Raw genomic sequence first — 22,439 nt, forward strand, 5'->3', positions numbered from 1 at the left:
TTGCTGTTTCACCTAGGAGAAGCTAAATGTCATCGAGCACTGACGAGGGGCCCGCCCCTCTGTCCGGGGAAGTGCTTGCCTGGATGGAGCGGGTGACGGCCTGGTTCATGCAACAGGCCGGCTGGCCCCCGATCATGGGGCGGACCATGGCCTGGCTCATGGTGAGCGATCCGCCGGAACAGACCGCCGCGGAGATCGCCGAGGCCGTGCAGGCCAGCAGGGCGTCGCTGACCACGACGCTGCGACTGCTGACCGAGGCCCGGATGGTGCAGGCCGTCACCCGCCCCGGCCGCCGGGCCACCTACTACCAGATCACCGAGGACGCCTGGTCGGGCGTGCTCAAACGACGGCTCGAAAGCCTCACCTCCTTCGTGGACATCACCAGTGAGGGCCTGCACCTGTTCCCGGACGACGCCGCGCGCGGCCGCCGGATGCGGGAGGCCCACCGGATGTTCGCCTGGCTGAGCTCCGAGGCGGAGCCGATGTGGAAGCGCTGGGACGCCATCAACTCCGGCAACCGGCAAGGAGAAAGGGAATGAAGGAAGGGATGTCGTTATGAGTACCACTGAGGCCACCCGCAAAGGGTGGGCGCTCGGCGCCATCGGGCTCAGCCTGCTCGTCGTGGGCATCGATGCCACGATCCTCAACGTCGCGGTGCCCACGATCAGCGCCGACCTGGACGCGTCGACCAGCCAACTCCAGTGGATCGTCGACGCGTTCACCCTGGTGCTCGCGGCGGTCCTGCTCCCCGCCGGCCTGCTCGGCGACAAGTACGGCCGCAAGAAGTACCTCGTCGTGGCACTGATCCTGTTCGGCGGCGCGTCGGCCTGGTGCGCCTACTCCGGCTCCTCCGGACAGCTGATCGCCGCCCGCGCGGTGCTCGGTCTCGCGGCCGCCTTCATCGTCCCGATGAGCACCTCCGTACTGCTCAACCTCTTCGAGACCGAACAGGAGCGCACCAAGGCCATCGGCGTCATCGCCGTGTCCACGATGCTCGGCCTCCCGCTCGGCCCCGTCGTCGGCGGCGCGCTGCTCAACCACTTCTGGTGGGGATCGGTCTTCCTCATCAACGTGCCGCTGGTCGTGCTCGGCGCCGTCGCCGTCGCCAAGGTGGTGCCGGAGTCGCGCGGTTCGGCGGACGTCGGCATCGACTACCTCGGCGTCCTGATCTCCAGCATCGGCCTGACCGCCCTGACCTTCGGAGCCATCGAGGCCGGCGAGAAGGGCTGGGGAAGCGCCGAGGCACTGCTGTCGCTCGGCGGCGGCGTGGTCGCCCTGGTCGTCTTCGTCCTGTGGGAGCTGCGGATCGCCGCGGCCTCCGGCAACCCCCTCGTCGACCTGCGGCTGTTCCGCACCCGGGGCTTCGTCATGGGCTCCGTCCTCAGCACCGTCGTCAGCTTCGCGATGTTCGGGCTCATCTTCGCCCTGCCGCAGTACTTCCAGGCCGTCCAGGGCGCGGACGCGCTCGGCACCGGCCTGCGGCTGCTGCCGATGATCGGCGGACTGCTCGTCGGCGCCAGCGCGATCAACAAGATGCGCCCCGACATGGGCCCCCGGGCCGTGCCCGCGCTCGGCTTCCTCCTGGTCGCCATCGGCCTGTTCATGGGCACCTACACCAAGACCGGCACGGGCTACGGCTACGTGGCCCTCTGGATCGTCGTCATCGGCGCCGGCCTCGGCCTGGCCATGACCCGCTCGATGGCGGCCGCCCTCAACTCCCTCGCCAAGGAGCGCAGCGGCGTCGGCTCGGCCGTCGTCCAGGCCCTCCGCCAGGTCGGCGGCGCGATCGGCGTCGCCGTGCTCGGCTCCGTCGCCAACGGCAGCTACCGCAACAACCTCGACCTGACGGGCGTACCGAAGCAGATCGAGGACGCGGCGGGCCGGAGCGTCTCCACGGGTGTCGCGATCGCCGAGAAGATCCACAATCCCGCGATGCTCTCCGCCGTGCGGGACGCCTTCGTGGACGCCATGCACACCCTGCTGTTCGTCTGCTCCGGCATCGGCGTCGTCGCCGCCCTGCTGGCCCTGGCCTTCATGCCCAAGCGCGCGGCCCTGCCGCAGAAGGAGGACACGTCCCAGGACGGCATCGGCGACCAGGCCGAGGCCTCCGGCTCGCCGGCCTGAGCACCGCCGGGCATGCCCCCGGTGCCTTCCGGACCCCGCGGCACCGCGTCCCCGTGGACGCGGTGCCGCGGCCGTGCCGCCGCACCCCGGCACGGGTCAGGCGATCTCACCGATGGTCACCTGGAGGTCCGGGGGCAGCTGTTCGCGCCGGGAGATGTTCAGCTTCCGGTAGACACGGGTGAGGTGCTGCTCGACGGTGCTCACCGTGACACCGAGCCGTTCCGAGATCTCGCGGTTGGTGTAGCCGCACGCCGCGAGGACGGCCACCCGCTTCTCGGACCCGCTGAGCTTCGTCCGCGCGGTCGCCCGGAACGCCCGGTTGTCGGGGGCGGCCGCCACGGCCGCGGGACGCGGGTCCCGGAGATCGGGCCGTACGTCCTCGCACAGCGTCTCCGCCCCGCACTCCTTGGCCATCCGCCAGGCCCTGGCCTTCACCACGGCCGCCCGCGCGGAGTCCCCGAGCAGCTCGTGCGCCTCGCCGAGCGCGGCCAGCGCGCGGGCCAGTTCGAGCCGGTCCCCGGAGCGCTGCAGGGCCTCCACGGCACCGGCCAGCATCCGCGGCCGCCGCTCGACGTCCGCCATCGTCGCCCGGAGCCGCAGACAGACCCCGCGGATACGGGAGTTGTCGGCATCGCTCATCCGCAGCTGCTCGGCGATCAGCCGCTCCGCCTGGTCGCGCTCGGAGAGCTGGAGCCACGCCTCCGCGGCGTCCGAGCGCCAGGGCAGCAGGACGGGCCGGTCGACGCCCCAGCGGACGGCGAGCCTGCCGAGGGCGAGGAAGTCGCCGAGCGCGGCGTGTATGCGGTTGGTGGCCAGGTAGTAGCGGCCGCGCGCACGGAGGTAGCCGAGCCCGTACACGGTCTTGAACAGGGCGTTCGGCACCGACTGGTTGAGCTGCCGGGCCGCCGCGTCGTACTTCCCCATGGCGGTGCGGGCCAGGATCAGGCTCGCCATGGGACCGCCGACGAACAGGTTCCCGGTGCGCTCGGGGAAGGCCCGCATCGCCAGCAGCGCATGGCTCTCCGCGGCCGCCAGCCGCCCCTGGCGCAGCGCGATCTCCGCCCGCAGCGAGGCGAAGACCGCCTGCCAGCCCGGGGCCTCACGGCGCGCCGACTCCTCGAGGAACCAGGTGCACCACGGGTCCGCCAGGTCCACCCGGTCGCTGTACAGCAGCGACTTCACGGCCGTGACGATGGGCGCGAGCGTCGTGTCCGTCAGCGGGGACACCTTCAGGAAGTGCTCGGTGCGGGTGAGGGAGGACTCGTGCGCGTGGGCACCGGCCGGTACGGACCGGGGGTCCCGCGCGTCGGCCGGACCGTTCGCGGCCCCGAGGCACTCCGTGTCCTGCGCGTGCCAGGTCCACGGCATCAGGATCTCGCACTCGGACTCGACCATCCACTGTTCCTCCGGGCCGGACAACTCCTTGATCCGGCCGAGGGCGTGGCGTGCTTCGTCCAGCCGGCCGTGCGCGACCAGCAGCTTCGCCAGCGGGCCGACGGAGGCCACCGGGAGGCGGCCGGCCAGGAGCGCGGAGACCGGCTCGGAGAGGTGGCGCTCCTCGGCGGCCACCGGGTTGATCCGCCAGGTGATGGCGGCGAGCCGGATGCGTATCTCCGCCCGGAGCGCATCGTCCGCGCAGCCCTCGCAGGCCAGTTCCAGACAGGCGATGGCCCGCCGCGCCTCGTCGTCGGCGAGCGCCTCCTCGGCGGCCTCGCGGAGCACCGCGACACCCCAGGGGCCGATCGCGTCGTGCCCGGCCAGCAGGTGCGCGGCGACCTCCGCCGCGGGCGCGCCCTCCTGGTGCAGCAGGGCCGCGGCGAGGCAGTGCAGCGAGCGGCGTTCGGCGGGGCGGAGGCCGTCGAGCACCGCCGCCCCGGCCAGCGGGTGCCGGAAGCGGTGGCCCACGGTCAGCCCGGCCCCGGCCAGGGCGTGCAGCGCCCTGGCCGCCGAGGCGGCGTTCATGCCCGCCAGTCGGCCCAGCAGCTCCGCGCGGGCGGAGCCGCCGAGTACGGCGAGCGCCGTGGCGGCGTCCCGCATCCCGGCGCCGCCCCGGTGCAGGCACGTGAGCACGGCCTGGCCGAAGCGGGCTCCGGGCACGACGTCGCCGGCCACCGCACCCCGCTCCCGGCAGCGCTCGGAGAGGCGGTGATCCTCGATCAACGCCTTGAGGAGCAGCGGGTTCCCGCCGCTGTACGCGTGGAACTCCGCCAGGTGTCCGGGGTCCGCCGGGATGTCCGGCTGCCCGGCGAGGACGCTCGCCACGCCCCGCGGGCCCAGGGGTTCCAGCGTGATCCGGCGGAAGTTCGGCTGCCGGAGCAGCTCCGTGTCGAACGTCGGGTCCAGCGGAGGGCAGTCGAGGGACTGGGCCAGGAGCACCAGGATCCGGCTCTTCCGGGCGTGGTGGACGAGGTGTGCGAGGCAGTGCAGCGACTCCACGTCGACGTACTGGAGGTCGTCGACGCTGACCACCACCGGGGTCTCACCGGCCAGGTCGCGGAGGGCCGCGGAGAACCGCTGGGGGACCGGTGCGCGGTCGTCGCCGTCGACGGCCTCCCGGAGGCCCCGGCGTGCGCCGTCCGGGAAGGGCGGGCTGTCGAGGAGTTGACGCAGGACGCCGAAGGGCGTGCCGTCGGACTCCGGAGAGCCCACGGCGCAGAGCACGGCCGCACCGGCCGCCACGGCGCGCTCGCCCATCAGGGCGAGCGTCTCGCTCTTCCCGCAGGCCACCCCACCCTCGATGAGAACGATTCTGGTTCCTTTGCCGTTTCCGCAGGAAACACTTTCGTCAAGCGCTCCCTGGAGAATCTTTAGTTCCGCTCCTCTTTCGGCGAATATCATGATGATGAGCACCCCCGAGATTTCCGCTTGCCTGGTACTTCACGAGCAGGCTGTTCTCCGGCATACTTGACGCACGTTGCCTGCGCGTTGCCGCGGCGAGTCGAACCGTGGCCGTTCAGGGCGCGCGCTTGTTCGACCGCAAGTTCGAGCGGTGGGGCGGTCGTTGTAGATCGAATGGAACATCGAGCGAGCCGACTCCGTCAACTGCTCGTCGGATCCTGTGAGATGGCGCACCGGCCTAGGGGGCGGCATCGTGCTGCCCGGTTCGTGAGAGCACTGCGTGAGGGGCCCGTGCGGGCAGTCGGACGTGGTGGTGGGGGACCGGCTGGAGGCGAAGCGCGCATCGTCGTCGATGTGTGCGGGCTGTGCAGGGCGTGGTTTGCCATTCTCGCCGTCAACCTAGACCGATTTTGCGGATCCCGTCAAACTCCGTGGTGGTGCCACCTGTTGGCTGCCCGGAGGGCTGGTATCGGACTTTTGCATTCCGGATTACTGTGCCCACTTTTTGCTCGCTCTTGACAAACGATTGGCCATCTGTGCTGAATGGCGACCGTCAATTGGCGCGGCGGCCGCGCAGCACTTCCAGCGCGAGCGGCAGGAGGGAGAGCAGCACGATGAGGCCGACGAGCGGCAGCAGATAACGGTCGACGTTCGGCACGGCCGACCCCAGCGCGTATCCGGCCAGGACGAGCCCCACCGTCCACACCAGACCGCCGGCCGCCTGCCAGACCGCGAAGGTGCGCGGCGCGACCCCCAGGGCCCCGGCGAGCGGATTGAGGACCGTGCGGACCACCGGCACGAAACGCGCCAGCACGATCGCGCGGGCATGCCCGTACCGGTCGAGCAACTCCTCGGCCCGCGCCGCCCCTTCGTGCAGCCGCCGATTGCGCGACCGGTTGAGCAGCGCGCGCCCGCCGCGGCGCCCGAGCACGTAACCGCACTGCGCCCCGGCCAGCGCCCCGACGACGGAGGCGGTCAGCACCTGCGCCAGGTCCAGATGCGGCCCGGAGTGCGCCCCGGACCGCGTCAGCAGGCCGGCGGTGAACAGCAGCGAATCCCCGGGCAGGAAGAAGCCGATCAGCAGGCCGGTCTCCGCGAACAGCACCACGGCGATGCCGAGCGCCCCGAAGGCCGACAGCAGCGAGGAGGCGTCGAGGACGTTGACCGCCAGACCGACGGTGGGATGAGCGAGCACGTGACCGAAAGCCTCCACGACGCGAGAAGCGGTGCGGACGCGACTGTAGACGATCCGGCCCAAGATCATGCCCGTTCATGCCCGTCCGGCGGTCCCGGACGGCTCGGATGCCGGTTCGCCGGTACGGCAGTTCCAGCTCTCGAAGGGGAAGACGGGGCGCAATCCACCGGCCCGCGAAAGCGCCCGCTGCGTCCCCAACTCCCTTGCCAGGCCTGTTGACAAGGGAACCACTTTGCTAAAGTGTCTGCCGAAGTTTCCTTCGTCGGCAGGGCCGGGGGTCATCGGGCATGGACCGCAGGAGCATATGATCGGCCGATCGTCCAGGTCGTCGCATGCAACCTTCCGCTGACCGGAACAGCGCGCCGACGAGCCGCGCACCGGGATGCCCCAACCCTAAAAAGGGCTGAAAGCAAGGGGTATTGCCCCCGCAACGGCGTCCCCTCGTGGTGCGCACCGCCATCACCTCCGGGGCCGCCCGCCGCCCGTCCGGCCATGGCGTCCCCCCTTCGCTCGGGCTGCTGCAGGGGCGCGCATGAGAACACTTCGAGCGGTCCGGGATTTCCCTCTCGCATTGCGGTTGCTATTTATCAACCAGTTCGGCATCGACATCGGTTTCTGCGTCCTGATCCCCTTTCTGGCGACCTACCTGGAGAAGGATCTGGGCATGTCGGCGGCGCTGGTCGGACTCGTGCTCGGCGTACGGAACCTCAGCCAGCAGGGGCTGTTCGTGGTGGGCGGCACTGCGGCCGACCGGCTCGGGGCCCGCACGGTGATCGTCACCGGCTGCGCCCTGCGCACCGCGAGCTTCCTCCTGCTGGCCTTCGGCAGCTCCCTGCCGTTCCTGCTCGCCGCCTCGGTGTTCAGCAGCCTCGCGGGAGCGCTGTTCTACCCCGCCGTACGCACCTACGTGGCCCAGGAGATGGGCGACCGGCAGCCGGAGGCGTTCGCCCTGCTCAACGTCTTCGCCACCAGCGGCTGGCTGATCGGCCTCCTGCTGGGCAGCCTGCTGTACCTGGTGGACCTCGGGCTCTGCGCGCTGGCCGTCTCCGGGTTCTTCACCCTCCTGACGGTCGCTCAGGCGCTCACCCTCCCCACCCGCGAGGTCGTCCGCGTACCGGAGACGATCCTGGCGGACTGGCGCGAGGTCCTCGGGAACCGCCGGTTCCTGTGCTTCTCCCTCGCCACCACCGGCATGGTCACCATGGAGAACCAGCTCTTCGTCCTGCTGCCCGAAGGGGCGCGGACCGCGTCCGGCTGGGCGGGCGCGGCCGGACTGCTGCTGGCCTCCGGAGCCGTCGTCCACCTGCTGTTCCAGCTCCCGATCACCAGGACCCTGGAGCGGCGCGGGGGCGGCGCCCGCTGGCTGGGCACCGGGATCGCCCTGATAGGGCTCGGCTTCGTACCGCCCCTGCTGATCTGCACCGCCGCCCGGCCGACCGGACCCGAGCAGGGCGTCCCCCGCCTCGCCGTGATGATCACCGGCGCGCTGCTGCTCTACGCCGGGGGCATGATCGCCTATCCGTCGGCGATGGAGGTCATCCCGCGGTTCGGGCGCGAGCGGCTCACCGGCACGTACTTCGGGCTCTTCTACATGCTGTCGGGGACGGCGGCCGTCGGCGGCAACGCCGTGGTCGGCTGGACGATGGACCTCGCCGAGTGCAGCGGCAGGCGCTGGCTGCCCTGGCTGTGCTGCCTGGCCTTCGGACTGGCCTCGGCGGTGGCCGTGAGCTGGCTCTACCGCGCCCGGGTGCTGCCCCGCAGACCCGCCGCCGAGCCGGTGCTGCCGGGCCCCGCGGCCCCGCTGCCCGGCCAGGTGCTCGCCGACGGCCCGCAGGAGCCGCGCTTCACGGCCGTGAAACCGCGCGCCCCCGACGACGCGAGGGAACAGCCGCCCCGCTGAACCCTCGTGACCCGGCACCCGGGCGCGCCACGTCTTGCGCGCCCGGACGGACCCCTGCAAGGTCGAGGCATCGAGCATGAGGAGGACACCCGTGCCCATCGCCACGGTGAACCCCGCGACCGGTGAGACGCTCAGGACGTTCGAGGAGCTCGGCGCCGACGGGATCGAGCGGCGCCTGGCCGCCGCCGCCTCGGCGTTCCGGCGCTACCGCACCACCGACCTGCCCGAACGGGCGCGGCTGATGAGCCGCGCCGCGGACCTCCTGGAGGAGGACCAGGAGGCCGTCGCCCGCACCATGACCACCGAGATGGGCAAACCGCTGGCCGCCGCCCGCGCCGAAGCGGCCAAGTGCGTCAAGGCGATGCGCTGGTACGCGGGACACGCCGAGATCCTGCTGGCCGACGAGCAGCCCTCCGACACCGAGGTGAAGGACTCCGGAGCCGCGCGCGCCCGCGTCCACTACCGTCCCCTGGGCGCCGTCCTCGCCGTCATGCCGTGGAACTTCCCGCTGTGGCAGGTGATCCGCTTCGCCGCCCCCGCCCTCATGGCGGGCAACGTGGGCCTGCTCAAACACGCCTCGAACGTGCCGCAGACCGCGCTCTACCTCGAAGACCTCTTCGGCCGCGCCGGATTCCCCGAGGGCTGCTTCCAGACCCTGCTGGTGGGCTCCCGCGCCGTCGAGGGCATCCTCCGCGACCCCAGGGTCGCCGCCGCCACGCTCACCGGGAGCGAACCCGCGGGCCGTTCGGTGGCCGCGATCGCCGGTGACGAGATCAAGAAGACCGTGCTGGAACTGGGCGGCAGCGACCCCTACGTCGTGCTCCCGTCCGCCGACCTCGACCGGGCCGTACGGACCGCCGTGACCGCCCGGGTGCAGAACAACGGCCAGTCCTGCATCGCCGCCAAGCGCTTCATCGTGCACAGCGACGTCTACGACGCGTTCGCCGAGCGGTTCACGGCACGCATGGCCGCGCTGACCGTCGGCGACCCGATGGCCGACACCACCGACGTCGGGCCGCTCGCCAGCGAGCAGGGCCGCGCCGACCTGGAGGAGCTCGTCGACGACGCGGTACGCCTCGGCGCGACGGTGCTGTGCGGCGGCGGCCGGCCCGCCGGCCTGACCCGGGGCTGGTTCTACGAGCCGACGGTCCTCGCCTGGATCACCCCCGAGATGCGCATCCACCACGAGGAGGCGTTCGGCCCGGTGGCGACGCTCTACCGGGCGGACGGCCTCGACGAGGCCGTGGCCCTCGCCAACGACACGCCCTTCGGGCTGAGCTCCAACGTATGGACGCGCGACAGGGACGAGCAGGAGCGGTTCGTCCGGGACATCGAGGCCGGTGGTGTCTTCTTCAACGGCATGACCGCCTCCCACCCGGCCCTGCCCTTCGGCGGCGTCAAGCGCTCGGGCTACGGCCGCGAGCTCTCGGGCCACGGCATCCGCGAATTCTGCAACGTCACCACCGTGTGGCACGGCGCCGACCCGGACGAGTGACGGCCGCGCCCGGGGGTTCTCCCACGGATGGCACGATGCCGCCACATCTGGTCACCTGGAAGAGGTAGGCGGACCGTCGCACTCCCGCACCGAGGAGAGCCCCCATGACCACTGCCCCGGAGACCGGCACCGACACCCTGCGCGAGCTGCTCGCCGCGCCCGGCCCGTTCCTCTCGGTGTACTACGACCGTGAGCCGCTGCCCCAGCTGACCCGGGCGACGCAGGCCCGGTGGCGCGGTCTCACCGGACGGCTGGCGGACGAGGGGGTTCCCCGGGCCACCCTGGACGCGCTCACCTCCGAGGTCCAGGACCGGCTGCACGGCACCGGCGTGCTGGCCGCCTTCGCCGCCGAGGGCACGGTGCGGCACGTCGTCGAACTCCCCGGCGGCCGGCACGGCGACCTCGCCGTGTCCGGCACCGTCCCGCACCTGCTGCCCCTGATGGAATGGCGCCAGGACCACCCCGCCCACGTGGTCGCCGTCGTGGACCGCTCCGGGGCCGACCTCCTGATGTACGCCGAGGGTTCCACCGAGCCGGTGCGGCGCACCGTCGCGGGACCGGACGACGAGATCGGGCGGAGCCCGGGGCTGCCCCAGATGCGTTTCCAGCACCGCGCCGAGGACTCCTGGGAGCACAACGCCGTCGCGGTCGCCGCGGCCGTGGACGACGCGCTCCGCGAGGTCTCCGCCCACCTCCTCCTGCTGGCCGGCGACGTACGGGCCCGGCAGTACCTGACGAAACACCTCCCGGCCCGGGTCCGGCGCGACGTCTCCGTGGGCCACGTCGGCGGCGGCCGCAGCGAGGACGGCTCGGGCGGCGGCCGCGCGGCCCGAGTGGCGGCGGAGGCGACCGCGTCCGGCCGCGCGGAGACCACCGCGCTGCTGCGCCGCCTCGCGGAGGAGCGCGCGCCGGGCGGCCGTGCCGTGGAGGGCGTGCACGAGACCCTCGACGCCCTCGCCGCGGGCCGGGTGGGCACCCTGGCCGTCACCGACGACCCGCGGGACTCCCGCACGGCCTGGTTCGGGTCCGCGCCCACCGAAGTCCACGAACGCCTCGAGGACTTCGTGCCCGACGGCGGCGGCCCCCTGGTGCGCGGCCCGCTCGCCGATGTCGCCGTCCGCTCCGCGCTGCTCACCGGCGCCGACGTACGCGTCCTGGAACCCGGCACCCCCGGCGCGCCCGCGCAGGGCACGGGCGGCATCTGCCGCTTCGGCTGACCGGTCCTGAGTCCGGACGCGCGGCGCCCGCGCGTCAGGCCATGATGCGCAACGTCTGCTCGCGCACGGTGTCGAGGAACGCCGGGACGTCGTCCATTTCCGTCCCCAGGCACTCCACGATCAGCCCCATGACATCGCCCGCCGACAACGCCCCCACCACGGGGTGCACATGGGCGAGTTCCACCCGCTGTTCGATCCGCTTGACGAAGAGCAGCGCGAGGGCGAGTTCCGGCACGTTGCCGGTGTGCCCGTAACTGAAGTCCTTCTTCACGACCCACATCTGAGGGATAACCGCCCCGTAGACGATGATGTGGGCCAGCGCGAACATGGCCCGCGCGGTCTCCCGCGCCGACTTCTCGTCCTCGTCCACCCCTTGCAGGGCGGCGATCGCGTCCATGTCCTCCGCGAGGTGCGCCTGGATCAGTGCCACGCCGTGGAGCACTTCGTCCCTTGTGTAGGGGCGCTTCGTCCTGTTGCTCACTCCGTACCAACTCCCGCTCACCGTGGCCCTTGTCGCGGCACGCACAGTCTGGCAGGACCGCGGACGGTCGCGCACGGTGCTGGAACGTCCCCGCCCGGCCGCGGTACGGTGACCGGTTTCCGTGTCACCCGAAGCCACTTCGCGAACCGTCCGTACACTCGCGGCACAACCGGAGCCCTATTACCCATTTGGCGCAATTGGCTGTGGGCCGTACGGGGTAGGGGGAGAGTGGTCACCCGGGCCCGGTCCGGCGTCCGGCGCCCGGACCGGGAATTCGCATTCCCGAGCGCCGTGAACGCACACCACGCGGGGGCGTCATGAGCACACCTGCACCGATCCGGGTCCTGCGCGGCACCGATCTGCTCGATCTCACCTTCACCTTCCCCGGCCTGAAGTTCCAGGACGGACTCGGTCCGCGGCGACTGGTCCGCGCCGATCCGCAGCAGGACGCGCTGCTCGTCGTCACCTTCGGCCCCCAGCACGTGGTGGAGCACGCATTCGACGACGAACTCCACGTGGATCCAAAGGACTTGCCCGTCGAATCACTCATCAGTGGCAGGAGTGTGCTCGTCTTCGAGGTCGGCGCGCAGGACGCCATCGACTACGACGAGGGCGGGCTGCTCGACGCCATGGGGCGGCTGCCGCTCAGGGTCGTCGACGCCGCCCGCGAGCCGGACACCCCTCCCGTCGCGGCCGTCCGGCTCCCCGGCACCCCGCCCGACGGCGACCACACCGCCCGGGCCACCGCCCTCGTCCGCCTCCTGCGCACCACCGCCGAACTGGGCGCGCGCCACGGGGCCGAGGCCGCCCTCGCCGCGACGGCCGCCGCCGACGCGGAGGTCACCGGCGGCCCGCAGGATCCGCTGGCCGACCCCGCCCACCCCTTCACCGGCGTCGAACTGCCCTACCGGATCTACCTCTCCCCGTCGCAGAAGGCGCGGTGGAGCCACCGGGGCGACATCGCCGACCCCGCCCCGGGCGAGCGGGTCGAGCTCTGGCACACCCGGTCGACCGGCGCCACCGCGCGCGCCGTCTGGAACCGGGAGCGGGGCGCCGACCCGGGCGCGCCCACCGACTTCAACCAGCCCCTCACCGCGCAGGACCGTGGCTGGATCGTCGACCTCAGCTCCGGCGCCGGGCTGGCCGACCCCCAGGGCAGGCCCTACGTCCCCCTGCCGATCGCCGTCGACAAGCTGATGCTGTCGGCCATGGGCGGCTGGCTCGACAGCCTGGGGCACTGGGCCGTCCGGCCCGCCGGCATCCCGCTCGTGGAATGGCGGCACCGCGCCGCACTCGGCCGGGACCACTACGTGCGGGTGACCTACGCGGGCTTCCTCGCCCCCTTCGGCCACCGCGCCGTACTCGTCAAGGTCACCGAGCGGAAGTTCGACGACCCGCGGGCCGCCTACCTCTTCCAGCGGCGGTTCATCGTCGTCCGCCAGCCGCTGCGCACCTACGACCCCGGGACCGCGCTCCCGGCCGGACCCGGGGACTCCGGCGCCCTCACCAACGTCCTCTTCCCCTTCACCAGCGTGCGCGTCGACACCCTGGTGACACCCGACCTCGCCCACCCGCCGTCCGGCATCGTGGCGTTCTTCCCCGCGACCCACGCCGAGGACCCGTTCCGCTTCAAGGTCACCGCGGTGGACCACGACGGCCGGTCCGTCGAGTTCCACACCCCGCTGCAGTTCGTCCACGACACCCTCGCCACCCCGGGGCAGCCGCTCACCGACGTCGTCAACGGCTACAACGGCGAGGACAACCGGCACCCCCTGGCCCCCACCGGCCAGGTCGACCCGCCCCCCAGGATCAGTGCCGCCCTGCTCGGCCAGTCCGTGGCCCTCGCGCCCAGCGCCAAGCCCGACGACACCCGCCTCGACGTCGCCCACCTCGTATGGGGCGTGGCGGCACCGCCCAAGCTCGGACCGGCCTTCGCGGCGGGCGACGCCCCGTTCATCCCCCAACTGCGCTGGGCCGACGTCACCGTGCCCGCCGTGAGCCACCTCGCGGGCACCGCCGCCACCGTGCCCGTCCGCTACGCGGAGCGCTACGCCCAGTCGGCCTTCAACCAGGCCGACGGCGCCGGGCGCCCGGCCAACAAGGGCGAGGTCTTCCTGAGCCTGCTCACCGACGCGAGCAACACGCTCACCATGAACTTCAACGGCAACAGCGACCGCTCCGGCGGACTGGTCGCCCCCAGCTTCGACGTGGCGGGGCTCTCCCGCACGTCCGGACCGGTCTCCGGCATCGGCACCGGAGCCGCCGCCCTGGAGCGGATCGCCGACGGGCAGTTCAAGCCGGACGAGTTCTTCCACCCCTCCGACGCCCTCAAGCTGCTCGGCGCCAACCTCCTCGGCATCGTCCCCCTCGCCGACATCGTCAAGGCCGCCGGTGTCGACGAGCCCCTCAAGGTCCCCCAGTTCTTCACCGAGACCGTCAACGCCGTCACCGGCTTCCTCGCCGACCTCCGCCGCATCCGCGACCAGATCCTCAGCAGGACGGGGCAGCTCCCCGGCGCCGCGCAGCAGGTCGCCGACACCGCGCGGGCCTTCGCCAAGACCGTCGGCGACTTCCTCGCCCAGGAACTCGGCCGAAAGCCGGGGGACCCGCCCGGACCCCTCACGATGCAGGACGTCGACAACGCCTTCAACGCTTTCTCCACCGCTCTGGCCGACCTCGTGGGCCTCCTGCCCGCGAACGCCGACCCGGGCCTGCGCACCCTCCTCGCCCGCATCCAGCAGCAGGCCGCCACCTGGAACAGCGCGGCCGGTCAAGTGCTGTCCCTGCGGCAGGCCGTGGAGGCGGCGGCCAAAGCCGCGAAACTCCCCGAGACCGTCAACGCCCGCTTCGAGTGGCGTCCGCAGCTCCAGCCCTGGACACCGCCCGGCCTGACCGGCCCCGTCTTCGTGCCCGACCCCGACGGGAGCTTCTCCGTCGTCGTCGACCTCCGCGGCTCGCTCCGCCCCGACCTGTCCTCCGGCGCCGACATCACCTGCACCCTGGAGAAGTTCAAACTCTTCCTGATCCCCGGCGTCTTCCAGGCCCTGGAACTCGACTTCGACCGCATCCGCCTCACCGCGCGGGCCGGCCAGAAGCTCGACGTCGACGTCGGCTTCAAGGGCGTCCACTTCATCGGCCCACTGGCGTTCGTGGAGACCCTGCGCCAGCTCATCCCCCTCGACGGCTTCAGCGACCCGCCCGGCATCCAGGTCACACCCAGCGGCATCACCGCCACGTACGGGCTGCCGCTGCCCAACCTCGCGATCGGCGTGTTCAGCCTGGAGAACCTCCGGCTCGACGCCTCCCTCGACCTGCCGTTCGTCGGCCGGGCCATGGAGGCGCGCTTCTCCTTCTGCACCCGGCAGGCGCCCTTCCGGCTCACCGTCTCCCTCCTCGGCGGCGGGGGCTTCTTCGGCATCACCCTCACCCCCAAGCGGATCGCCGTGCTCGAAGCGGCGCTGGAGTTCGGCGCCGCCCTGTCCATGAACTTCGGCGTCGCCAGCGGCAGCCTGTCGGTGATGGCGGGCATCTACTACCGCCTGGAGATCGACACCGGCGAGTCCCGCCTCACCGGATACTTCCGCGCCCGCGGCGAGGTCGACGTCCTCGGCATCGTCTCCGCGTCCATCGAGCTCTGCCTCGAACTCACCTGGGACCAGGGCACCGGCACCGTCTTCGGCCGGGCCAGGATCAGCATCAGCGTCCACATCGGCTTCTGGTCCCAGTCGGTCACCATCGAGTGCGAGAAACGGTTCGTGGGCTCCGGGCCCACCACCTTCGCGGCGCTGCCCGACGCGGCGCAGCCCGTACGGCCGCCCACCTTCGCCGAGATGATGGCGCCCTACCCCGACCCCGTCACCGGCGAACAGCGCGTTCCCGTCGACGAATACTGCACCGCGTTCGCGGAGGTGAGCTGAGCCATGCCCGAGACGATCCGGTGGACCGTCCTGCCCGACGGAGTGGCCGCCGACGGCACGCTCCAACTGACCGTCCTGGTCAGCCCCCGCCTCACCGGCGGCACGGCCCTCGGCGCCTTCCCGGGCTTCCTCGACTGGCCGACGACCCTGGCCGCGTACGTCAAGGCGCTCCAGGTGGAGTTCGCCCCGGACGCCGCCACCCCGGGCACCGCCGTGCCCGCCCGGGTCCGCGCCGACCGCTACCCGCCCCCCGACAGCGGCCTGTGGAAGGCGCTCTTCCGGCCCGACACCAAGGTCAAGGACCCCACACAGCCGGGCCTGCTCGCACAGGGCACGCCCCCCACGCTCCGCTCCTTCCCCAGCAAGGCCGTCCACGGGCAGATCGACAACCTCTACCAGATCGCCGTGACCAGCACCGCCCGCAGCCGCGCCTTCCCCGGCGGCAGCGGCGGCCAGGGCCTCGGCGAGGGCCCGCCCCCACCGCCCAGTTGGGACCTCCCCGACCTCTTCGACCTCCTCGGCCCCCTCACCCTGAACATCAGGAACCTTGCCAGAGCCGTCGACTCCACCTACCACCGGCTCGACACACTGATCCAGAACGGCGGCGTGATCATCCACGCGGCGGACCCCGCCAACCCCTACCGGCCCAGCTACATGGACCGGTCCCAGCAGGGTTACCTCGCCGACAAGGACACGCTCAACTTCGCCGAGCTCTACCGCTTCTACGACCGCCGCACCGGCCCCCCGACCGCCGCCGAGCAGACCGCCGCCCCCGCCGCCCCGCCCGAGCGGCCCGACCTCGACTTCCACGCGGCCTGCGCTCTGCTCGCCGACTACCCCGAACTGCTGCGCCGCTTCGGCCTCGCCGTCGACGTCCTCGTCACCCCGCCGCCCGGCCTCGCCGACACCTGGCAGGCCCGCGTGGTCTTCGCCGCCCCCCAGGGCGGGCTCGACACCGACGAGAGCCTGCGGCCCCGGACGAAGCTCCGCTACGTCCCCGGCGCGCGCTGCGAGCCGTACGCGGACGACACCGGGCCGTACGGCCGCAGGATGCTCGGGCTCGGCACGAGCGCCGTGCACCTCACCGACCTCGACGTCGACGGCGCGGCCATGAAGTTCGTCGAGTTCGCCCGGATCGTCGACCAGACGCAGCCCCGCCCCGGCGACCCGGCCGGGCCCGGCTCCGTCGCCCCCGACGCCTCCGCCCTGCCCGCCCTGCACGGCGCCGGGATCACCGTTCTCCTCGAAGGCCGCGACGCCGCGCTCGCCCAGCAGCTGGAGGACGACGCACGGCACACCGCCGGGGTCGGCCCCGGTCCCGGGCCGGGCACCGCCGTCCCCGCCGCCCTGCTCGACGCCTCGCACCTCGTCCGCGGCTACCGCGTCGACGTCGGCACGGTCGACGACACGACCGGCCGCGTCACCGCCTGGCACCCGCTGTGCGCACGGACCGGCAGCTACGCCGTCCGGCGGTCCGGGCAGACACCCGTGCCGATCTCCGTGGCCCCCGACGAAGGCCACGTCAAGGCGAGCGCGGTGACGCACGACGCCGCCCGCACCGACCAGCTCTACGTCCACCAGGCACTGTTCGGCTGGCACGGCTGGTCCCTCGCCGCGCCACCGCCCGGCCGCACCATCGGCGCCGACGACCGGCCGCAGATCCCCGACCCGGAGGTCTCCGCGGACTTCCCCCTCGACGCCCGCTTCCGGCCCACCGAAGGCACCCTCCCGCCCCTGCGCTACCGCCGCACCTACCGGCTGCGCGCCCGCCTCACCGACCTCGCCGGGAACAGTCTCGGACCCGACACCGACCCCGCCGGAGCCGAGGGCACCGTCACCGCACCCCTCACCTACAGCCGCTGGGAACCCGTACCGCCCCCCGTGATCGTGCCCCGATGGCCCTTCCTGGAAGGCGAGTCGGAGCCCCGGCTGGTGCTCCGCTCCACCGTCGAGGACGACGGCACACCGGTCCCACCCGTCCTGTGGGCACTGCGGCGGAACGCCGAGGTCCCCGACCACGGGATGCGCTCGCCCGTCGACGGGCTCGACCGGCGCTACCGCTCCTTCGACGAGCGGCACGTCAGCCCGCCCAAGACCTCGCTCCAGATGGCCGAACAGCACGGCATGTACGACGCCGCCTTCGGCCCCGGCAAACCCGCCGCGCTGCGCCGCCAGTACTTCGCGTCGGCGTCCCGCGAGGCCGGGACGTACCTCGACACCGTGGTCAGCTTCCCCGACGACCCGGCGCTCACCCGCGACCTCAAGTTCTTCGGCGAGATCCACGTCGCCAAGCACAACGTGCACGACACCGTGCCGCTGACCGAACTCCCCGTGGCCCGCGGTGCCGGACTCCAGCCCGGCGAGTACGTCGTCCACGACGCCGGCCAACTGCTGCTGCCCTACCTGCCCGACGCCCTCGTCCGCGGCGTCTCCTTCCGCGGCCTGCCCGGCGGGCGACCCAACGAGACCTACGACTTCCCCGGCCCCTGGCCCCAGGCACAGCCGCTGCGGCTGCGCATCGAGGAGGGCACCGGCAGGCCCGAGCTGTCCCTGATCGGCCGCCAGTTGACCGTCTTCCTGCCCAAGGCGGAATTCGCGACGGTCCGCATGAGCTGCCGGATCGCCGCCTCGGACCTCGACACGTTCCGCGCCTGGCAACTGCTCACCGGATCCGCCCTGTGGAACGACCCCACGACCGGACTGCCGCAGCAGAAGAAGGACGAACTGACGGCCGCCTCCGCCGACGGCGAGAACTGGATGATCACCCCATGGGTGGAACTCACCCTGGTGCACGCCGTCGAGAAGCCCCTGGAACGGCCCGTGCTCGGCGACCTCGCCTTCGCCCGCGCCGCGGAGCAGACCTTCGCCGGTCTCCTCGGGAACGTGCACTCCCACGCGAAGAGCACCGGCCGGATCGACGTCGACGCGGCCTGGACCGAGTGGTCCGACGACATCACCCAGGACGCCCCCCAGCAGATCACCGGCCACGCCCACGTCGGCGAACTCACCCTCCGGCCCGCCGACGACGATCACCCCCTGTTCGGCGTCCGCCACGAGTTCCGCGACACCCGGCACCGCAACATCACCTACACCCCCACCGCCACCACCCGGTTCCGCGAGTACTTCCACCCCGCGATCACCGACCGGCCCGAGCTGATCACCCGGGTCGGGCCCGCGGGCGCCGGACCCACCGGCCGGGGCTGGCCCGTCCCCAGCTCACGCCGGCCCGAACCACCCCTGGTCAGCCACCTCGTGCCCACCTTCCGCTGGGACGGCTCCGTCGACCACGACCAGCACCGGGTGACCAGGAACCGCCACCGTGCGGGCCTGCGCGTCTACCTCGAACGCCCCTGGTTCTCCTCGGGGGACGACGAACTCCTCGCCCTCGTGCTCGACCCGGGCACCACCCTGCCCGACGAGCTCGTCACCCGCTGCGGTGCCGACCCCGTGGGGGCCGACGCCACCGCGCTGCCTCACCTCACCCCGGCCAACTTCCCCAACGCCACGCTCACCGCCACCGGTGTGGTGACGGCCGAACTCGTGGGCGGTGCCCCGGCGTCCGTCACGGTCGTGGCCTTCACCCCCGTCTTCGACCCGCGGCAGAAGCTCTGGTACTGCGACATCGACGTCGACCTGGGCGACCCCGCTGACGGCACCGCCTACTTCCCCTACCTGCGGCCCGCCCTCGCCCGCTACCAGCCGTACTCCGTGGCACCCCTCCACCTGTCCAAGGTGGTCCTGGGCGAGTTCGGCCAGCTCGCGCCCGGCCGTACGGTCGGCGCGGCCATGACGGCGGACGGCCGGTTCCACATCGAGCTGAGCGGACCGGCCACCTCGACCGCGGTCGGCAAGCGGGCCGGTGCCGGCCTGCCCGGCGCGGCCGCGAGCCGCCGGGTCCTCGCCTCCGTCCAGCAGCGGCCCCTGACCGGCGGCGAGCTCGACTGGACCGACACCGGCGCCGCGCTCGAACTCACCTGTACGGCGCGCGGCACCGGCTTCGTCTGGGCCGGCGACCTCGCCCCGCCGGCCCCGCAGCTCCCGCAACTGTCCTCGTTCCGGCTCGCGATCGAGGAGTACGAGACCTACCTCAGCGACAGGACCACGGCCACCGGGACGGTCACCGCGGGCGGCACGGCGCTGCCGGTCGGCCACCGGATCGTGCACGCCGACCACTTCGCCCTGACCACGTCCCTGTTCGGGCGGATCGTCCTCCAGGAGTGAGGCCCTTACGGCGGGCGGGCCGCGTTCAGCGGCCCCAGCGCAGGCCCGGCGTCTGCACCGGCGCGTCCCACAGCCGGAGCAGCTCCTCGTCGGCCTGGCACAGCGTCACCGAGGCACCCGCCATGTCGAGCGACGTCACATAGTCGCCCACGAGCGTCCGGGCGACCGTCACCCCGCGGGCGGCCAGCACCCGGTGCACCTCCGCGGCGTAGCCGTACAGCTCCAGCAGGGGCGTCGCGCCCGCGCCGTTGACCAGCAGCAGCACCGGGCCCGTCGGCCGGAGGTCGGTCAGCACCGCGTCCACGGCGAAGTCCGCGATCTCACCGGACGTCATCATGGCCCGCCGCTCCCGGCCGGGCTCGCCGTGGATGCCGACCCCCAGCTCCAGCTCCCCGGGCGGAAGTTCGAAGGTCGGGCTGCCCTTGGCCGGGGTGGTGCAGGCGGCCAGTGCCACGCCGAAGCTGCGCGAGGACTCGTTCACCCGCCGGGCGACGGCCGCCACCCGCTCCAGGGGCGCCCCCTCCTGGGCCGCCGCGCCCACGATCTTCTCCACGAAGAGGGTGGCGCCGGTGCCGCGGCGCCCGGCCGTGTAGAGGCTGTCGGTCACGGCCACGTCGTCGTTGACGAGCACGCTCGCGACCTGGATGCCCTCGTCCTCCGCCAGCTCGGCGGCCATGTTGAAGTTGAGCACGTCACCGGTGTAGTTCTTCACGACGAACAGCACGCCCCGTCCACTGTCCACGGCGGCCGCCGCGCGCACCATCTGATCCGGCACGGGCGACGTGAACACCTCACCGGGGCAGGCCGCGTCCAGCATCCCGTACCCCACGAACCCCCCGTGCAGCGGCTCATGCCCGGACCCCCCGCCCGACACCAACGCCACCTTGTCCGCGACGGGCGCGTCCCGCCGCATGACGACCCGCCCCTCGACGTCCACGGCCAACTCGGGGTGCGCGAGCGCCATACCGCGCAGGGCATCGGCGACGACGGTCTCGGGGGTGTTGACGAGCATCTTCACGGTGGGCTCCTGGGGTGATGGGAAGTCAGGCCTGTGACCCGCGTTTCCACAGGTCAGCGGTGCTGAACAGGTTAGTTGGACTTGGCGGTCTCTGGCGGTACCGATGCCGACCTCTTGCCGACTTTGCTGACTGGTAATCAGCTTTGGGGGGTTACCCGACGTGATGATCGTGCGATACCGAGGTTGATCGCTTCGAGGACTCCGCGTCAAGGAAGCCCTGCGTCAGGTGGAGAGGGATGGGCCTGGCCCGACCGCGCACGGAGTGACAGACCGTCAGATCCCGTCGGCCGTACGCAGCGCGCGCCACTCGCGCGGGGACATCCCGTAGGCGGCGCGGAAGGCCCGGCTGAAGTGCGCGGGATTGACGAATCCCCACCGCTGGGCGACCGCCGACACCGTCGGAGCGGTGCGGCTGCGCCGGGCCGGCTCCCCGGCGCAGGCCTCCAGCCGGCGCTGCTGGACGAGCCGGCCCACGGTGACCCCTTCTCCCTCGAAGAGCCGGTGCAGATAACGCACCGAGATGCGGTGCGCGCGGGCAATGGCCTCCGGAGAGAGCCCCGGATCGCCGAGGTGACGGTCGATGTGTTCCCGTATGCGCAGGACGAAATGGTCGTTCGGGGTATGGACGTCGGCGGCCGTCCGCCCGGTGAGCTGGGCGATGAGCGTGCCGAGGAGATCGGCGACACTGCCGGCCGGCCGGTCGCCGACGGAGGCGGGGCAGGAGTGCGCGGAGGCGGCGAGTGTGCCGAGGAAAGGCAGCAGGACGGACCCGAAGCCCTCGGCGGAGGTGACGGCCGTCCCGGCCGCCTGCCGGATGCTGCCCTCCGCCACCCCCAGCAGCCTGTGCGGCACCTGGAACACGTGGGAGCGGAAGCGTTCCGGGTAGTGCAAGGAGTACGGCCGTGCCATGTCGTACAGCACGAGGCCGCCCTCCGCCGCCTCCGCCCGGCGCCCGTCCTGCACCAGCACGGCGCGGCCGGACACCTGGACTCCCACTGCCACTTGCGCCTCCGCGCGCGGGGACCGCTCGATCAGCCCGGCCGTGCGCGACACCCGCGCCGCCTCCGCCTCCAGCCGGGATGGTCAGAGTTCGTCGCGTGAGGGGTTGGGCTGGTTCCAGCCGGCGTTGAAGGTGTGCAGGACGCGTACGTACCGCCGGACCTGGGACGTGTTCTCGATCGTCCCGATGCCGGGAATGTAGGGGACGGTCGGGGTCGAGGTGTTGCCCGCCCCCACGAGGTTCCAGTAGAAGTTGGACAGGACGCCCCAGTTGTTCTCCAGGTTCTGCTGCCACGGCGGCAGGCCGTTGGTACCCCGGCCCCAGTCACCGACCGCGGCACGGAAGACCCCTTCGAGGTCGTTGAAGCGGGCAGCCTCCGATGTCATCTGGATGAGCAGCATCAGGGAGCGGGCAGTGTTCTGGGTGTTGGTGTTGGCCGAGGTCTGGTTGGCGAGCTGGAGGACGGACGCCCGGATGTCGTTCCACCAGATCGGAATGCTGGAGCGGTCACGTCCGGCCGCTTGCACGAGAGCCTGGTAGTTGCCCCCGAAAGGCAGGTTGGTGAGGGAGGTGTCGATGGGGGCGCGGTTGAAGCTGGCGTCGTTGAAGGTGTACGAGATCCCGCTGCCCTGCGGGGAGTATCCGACGACGTACAGGTTGTCCGGCTGGACCCACAGGTCCACGGCCCGTCTGCGGCCGCTGTCGTCATGGGCCGACAGCGAGACCCGGACGATCCCCTCCCCCTGGGAGGTGTTCTGCGTGTACGGCGTACCGTCCCGCCAGCTGTCGGAGACCGCGGCGCGCAGGCTGGCCAGAAACGTGGAGTAGGCGATCGTCTGCTGACTGCTGGGCGCGTCCCCCAGATCCAGCCAGACATGGTTGACCGACCCGTCCCCGGTGTGCGCCGCGGCCGGCCCGGCAGTGGAGAGCAGGCCGGGCACGACGGCCAGGGACATGGCCAGAGAGAGCAGTGCCCGCCGTAACCGGCCACGACCGGTCACGGCGTCTCTTCGGTTGTGTGTCACAGCGTCAA

General features: G+C 72.2%; 13 protein-coding genes. 7 read left to right on the forward strand and 6 right to left on the reverse strand.

Annotated features, from left to right (window positions below; translation table 11 throughout):
• The first annotated feature begins 26 nt into the window (after window positions 1-26).
• Window positions 27-539, forward strand: coding sequence for a GbsR/MarR family transcriptional regulator (locus ACWD4A_RS08260; protein WP_451190961.1), 513 nt, complete (start codon window positions 27-29; stop codon window positions 537-539).
• Between the two features lie 16 nt (window positions 540-555).
• Entirely contained in the window at window positions 556-2,124 is a 1,569-nt protein-coding gene (locus ACWD4A_RS08265) for an MFS transporter (protein WP_451190964.1), read from the forward strand.
• A gap of 96 nt (window positions 2,125-2,220) precedes the next feature.
• On the opposite strand, the gene ACWD4A_RS08270 is transcribed toward ACWD4A_RS08265, so the two are convergent.
• On the reverse strand, window positions 2,221-4,962 hold the full coding sequence (locus tag ACWD4A_RS08270; RefSeq protein WP_451190967.1) for an AAA family ATPase: 2,742 nt from the start codon (window positions 4,960-4,962) through the stop codon (window positions 2,221-2,223).
• Between the two features lie 553 nt (window positions 4,963-5,515).
• Window positions 5,516-6,157: a DedA family protein gene (locus ACWD4A_RS08275; protein WP_451190971.1), complete on the reverse strand. Its 642-nt coding sequence runs from the start codon at window positions 6,155-6,157 to the stop codon at window positions 5,516-5,518.
• 532 nt (window positions 6,158-6,689) lie between these two features.
• Here ACWD4A_RS08275 and ACWD4A_RS08280 point away from each other — a divergent pair.
• The 3 genes from ACWD4A_RS08280 (at window position 6,690) to ACWD4A_RS08290 (ending at window position 10,769) form a co-directional block, all read left to right on the forward strand.
• Complete coding sequence (locus ACWD4A_RS08280) at window positions 6,690-8,057, forward strand: MFS transporter (protein WP_451190974.1); 1,368 nt, start codon at window positions 6,690-6,692, stop codon at window positions 8,055-8,057.
• 91 nt (window positions 8,058-8,148) lie between these two features.
• Window positions 8,149-9,552 (forward strand): NADP-dependent succinic semialdehyde dehydrogenase, encoded by a 1,404-nt coding sequence (locus ACWD4A_RS08285; RefSeq protein ID WP_451190977.1) that lies wholly within the window; start codon window positions 8,149-8,151, stop codon window positions 9,550-9,552.
• A gap of 104 nt (window positions 9,553-9,656) precedes the next feature.
• Window positions 9,657-10,769 (forward strand): baeRF2 domain-containing protein, encoded by a 1,113-nt coding sequence (locus ACWD4A_RS08290; RefSeq protein ID WP_451190980.1) that lies wholly within the window; start codon window positions 9,657-9,659, stop codon window positions 10,767-10,769.
• A 34-nt stretch (window positions 10,770-10,803) separates the two neighbouring features.
• Here the strand turns inward: ACWD4A_RS08290 and ACWD4A_RS08295 are convergent, their stop codons facing one another.
• On the reverse strand, window positions 10,804-11,250 hold the full coding sequence (locus ACWD4A_RS08295) for a DUF6224 family protein (protein WP_451190983.1): 447 nt from the start codon (window positions 11,248-11,250) through the stop codon (window positions 10,804-10,806).
• Window positions 11,251-11,567: 317 nt separating this feature from the next.
• Between ACWD4A_RS08295 and ACWD4A_RS08300 the strand changes: the two genes are divergently transcribed.
• Together ACWD4A_RS08300 and ACWD4A_RS08305 are read left to right on the forward strand one after the other, a co-directional pair.
• Window positions 11,568-15,167: a hypothetical protein gene (locus ACWD4A_RS08300; protein ID WP_451190986.1), complete on the forward strand. Its 3,600-nt coding sequence runs from the start codon at window positions 11,568-11,570 to the stop codon at window positions 15,165-15,167.
• Window positions 15,168-15,170: 3 nt separating this feature from the next.
• Window positions 15,171-19,388 (forward strand): hypothetical protein, encoded by a 4,218-nt coding sequence (locus tag ACWD4A_RS08305; protein ID WP_451190989.1) that lies wholly within the window; start codon window positions 15,171-15,173, stop codon window positions 19,386-19,388.
• A gap of 25 nt (window positions 19,389-19,413) precedes the next feature.
• Here the strand turns inward: ACWD4A_RS08305 and dhaK are convergent, their stop codons facing one another.
• From dhaK to ACWD4A_RS08320, 3 genes are all read right to left on the reverse strand, one after another.
• The gene (gene dhaK / locus ACWD4A_RS08310) at window positions 19,414-20,400 is read right to left on the reverse strand and encodes a dihydroxyacetone kinase subunit DhaK (protein ID WP_451191135.1); all 987 of its coding nucleotides are present in this window, start codon (window positions 20,398-20,400) and stop codon (window positions 19,414-19,416) included.
• Between the two features lie 279 nt (window positions 20,401-20,679).
• Window positions 20,680-21,480: a helix-turn-helix domain-containing protein gene (locus tag ACWD4A_RS08315; protein WP_451191137.1), complete on the reverse strand. Its 801-nt coding sequence runs from the start codon at window positions 21,478-21,480 to the stop codon at window positions 20,680-20,682.
• Window positions 21,481-21,489: 9 nt separating this feature from the next.
• Window positions 21,490-22,407 (reverse strand): ribosome-inactivating family protein, encoded by a 918-nt coding sequence (locus ACWD4A_RS08320; RefSeq protein ID WP_451190992.1) that lies wholly within the window; start codon window positions 22,405-22,407, stop codon window positions 21,490-21,492.
• Between the last annotated feature and the right edge of the window lie 32 nt (window positions 22,408-22,439).

The sequence above is a fragment of the Streptomyces sp. NPDC002537 genome, from assembly GCF_053594975.1.

Coding starts and splice junctions, on each gene's coding strand:
- ACWD4A_RS08265 (WP_451190964.1), top strand. CDS start 556: ATGAGTACCACTGAGGCCACCCGCAAAGGGTGGGCGCTCGGCGCCATC.
- ACWD4A_RS08300 (WP_451190986.1), top strand. CDS start 11,568: ATGAGCACACCTGCACCGATCCGGGTCCTGCGCGGCACCGATCTGCTC.
- ACWD4A_RS08305 (WP_451190989.1), top strand. CDS start 15,171: ATGCCCGAGACGATCCGGTGGACCGTCCTGCCCGACGGAGTGGCCGCC.
- ACWD4A_RS08280 (WP_451190974.1), top strand. CDS start 6,690: ATGAGAACACTTCGAGCGGTCCGGGATTTCCCTCTCGCATTGCGGTTG.
- ACWD4A_RS08290 (WP_451190980.1), top strand. CDS start 9,657: ATGACCACTGCCCCGGAGACCGGCACCGACACCCTGCGCGAGCTGCTC.
- dhaK (WP_451191135.1), bottom strand. CDS start 20,400: ATGCTCGTCAACACCCCCGAGACCGTCGTCGCCGATGCCCTGCGCGGT.
- ACWD4A_RS08270 (WP_451190967.1), bottom strand. CDS start 4,962: ATGATATTCGCCGAAAGAGGAGCGGAACTAAAGATTCTCCAGGGAGCG.
- ACWD4A_RS08260 (WP_451190961.1), top strand. CDS start 27: ATGTCATCGAGCACTGACGAGGGGCCCGCCCCTCTGTCCGGGGAAGTG.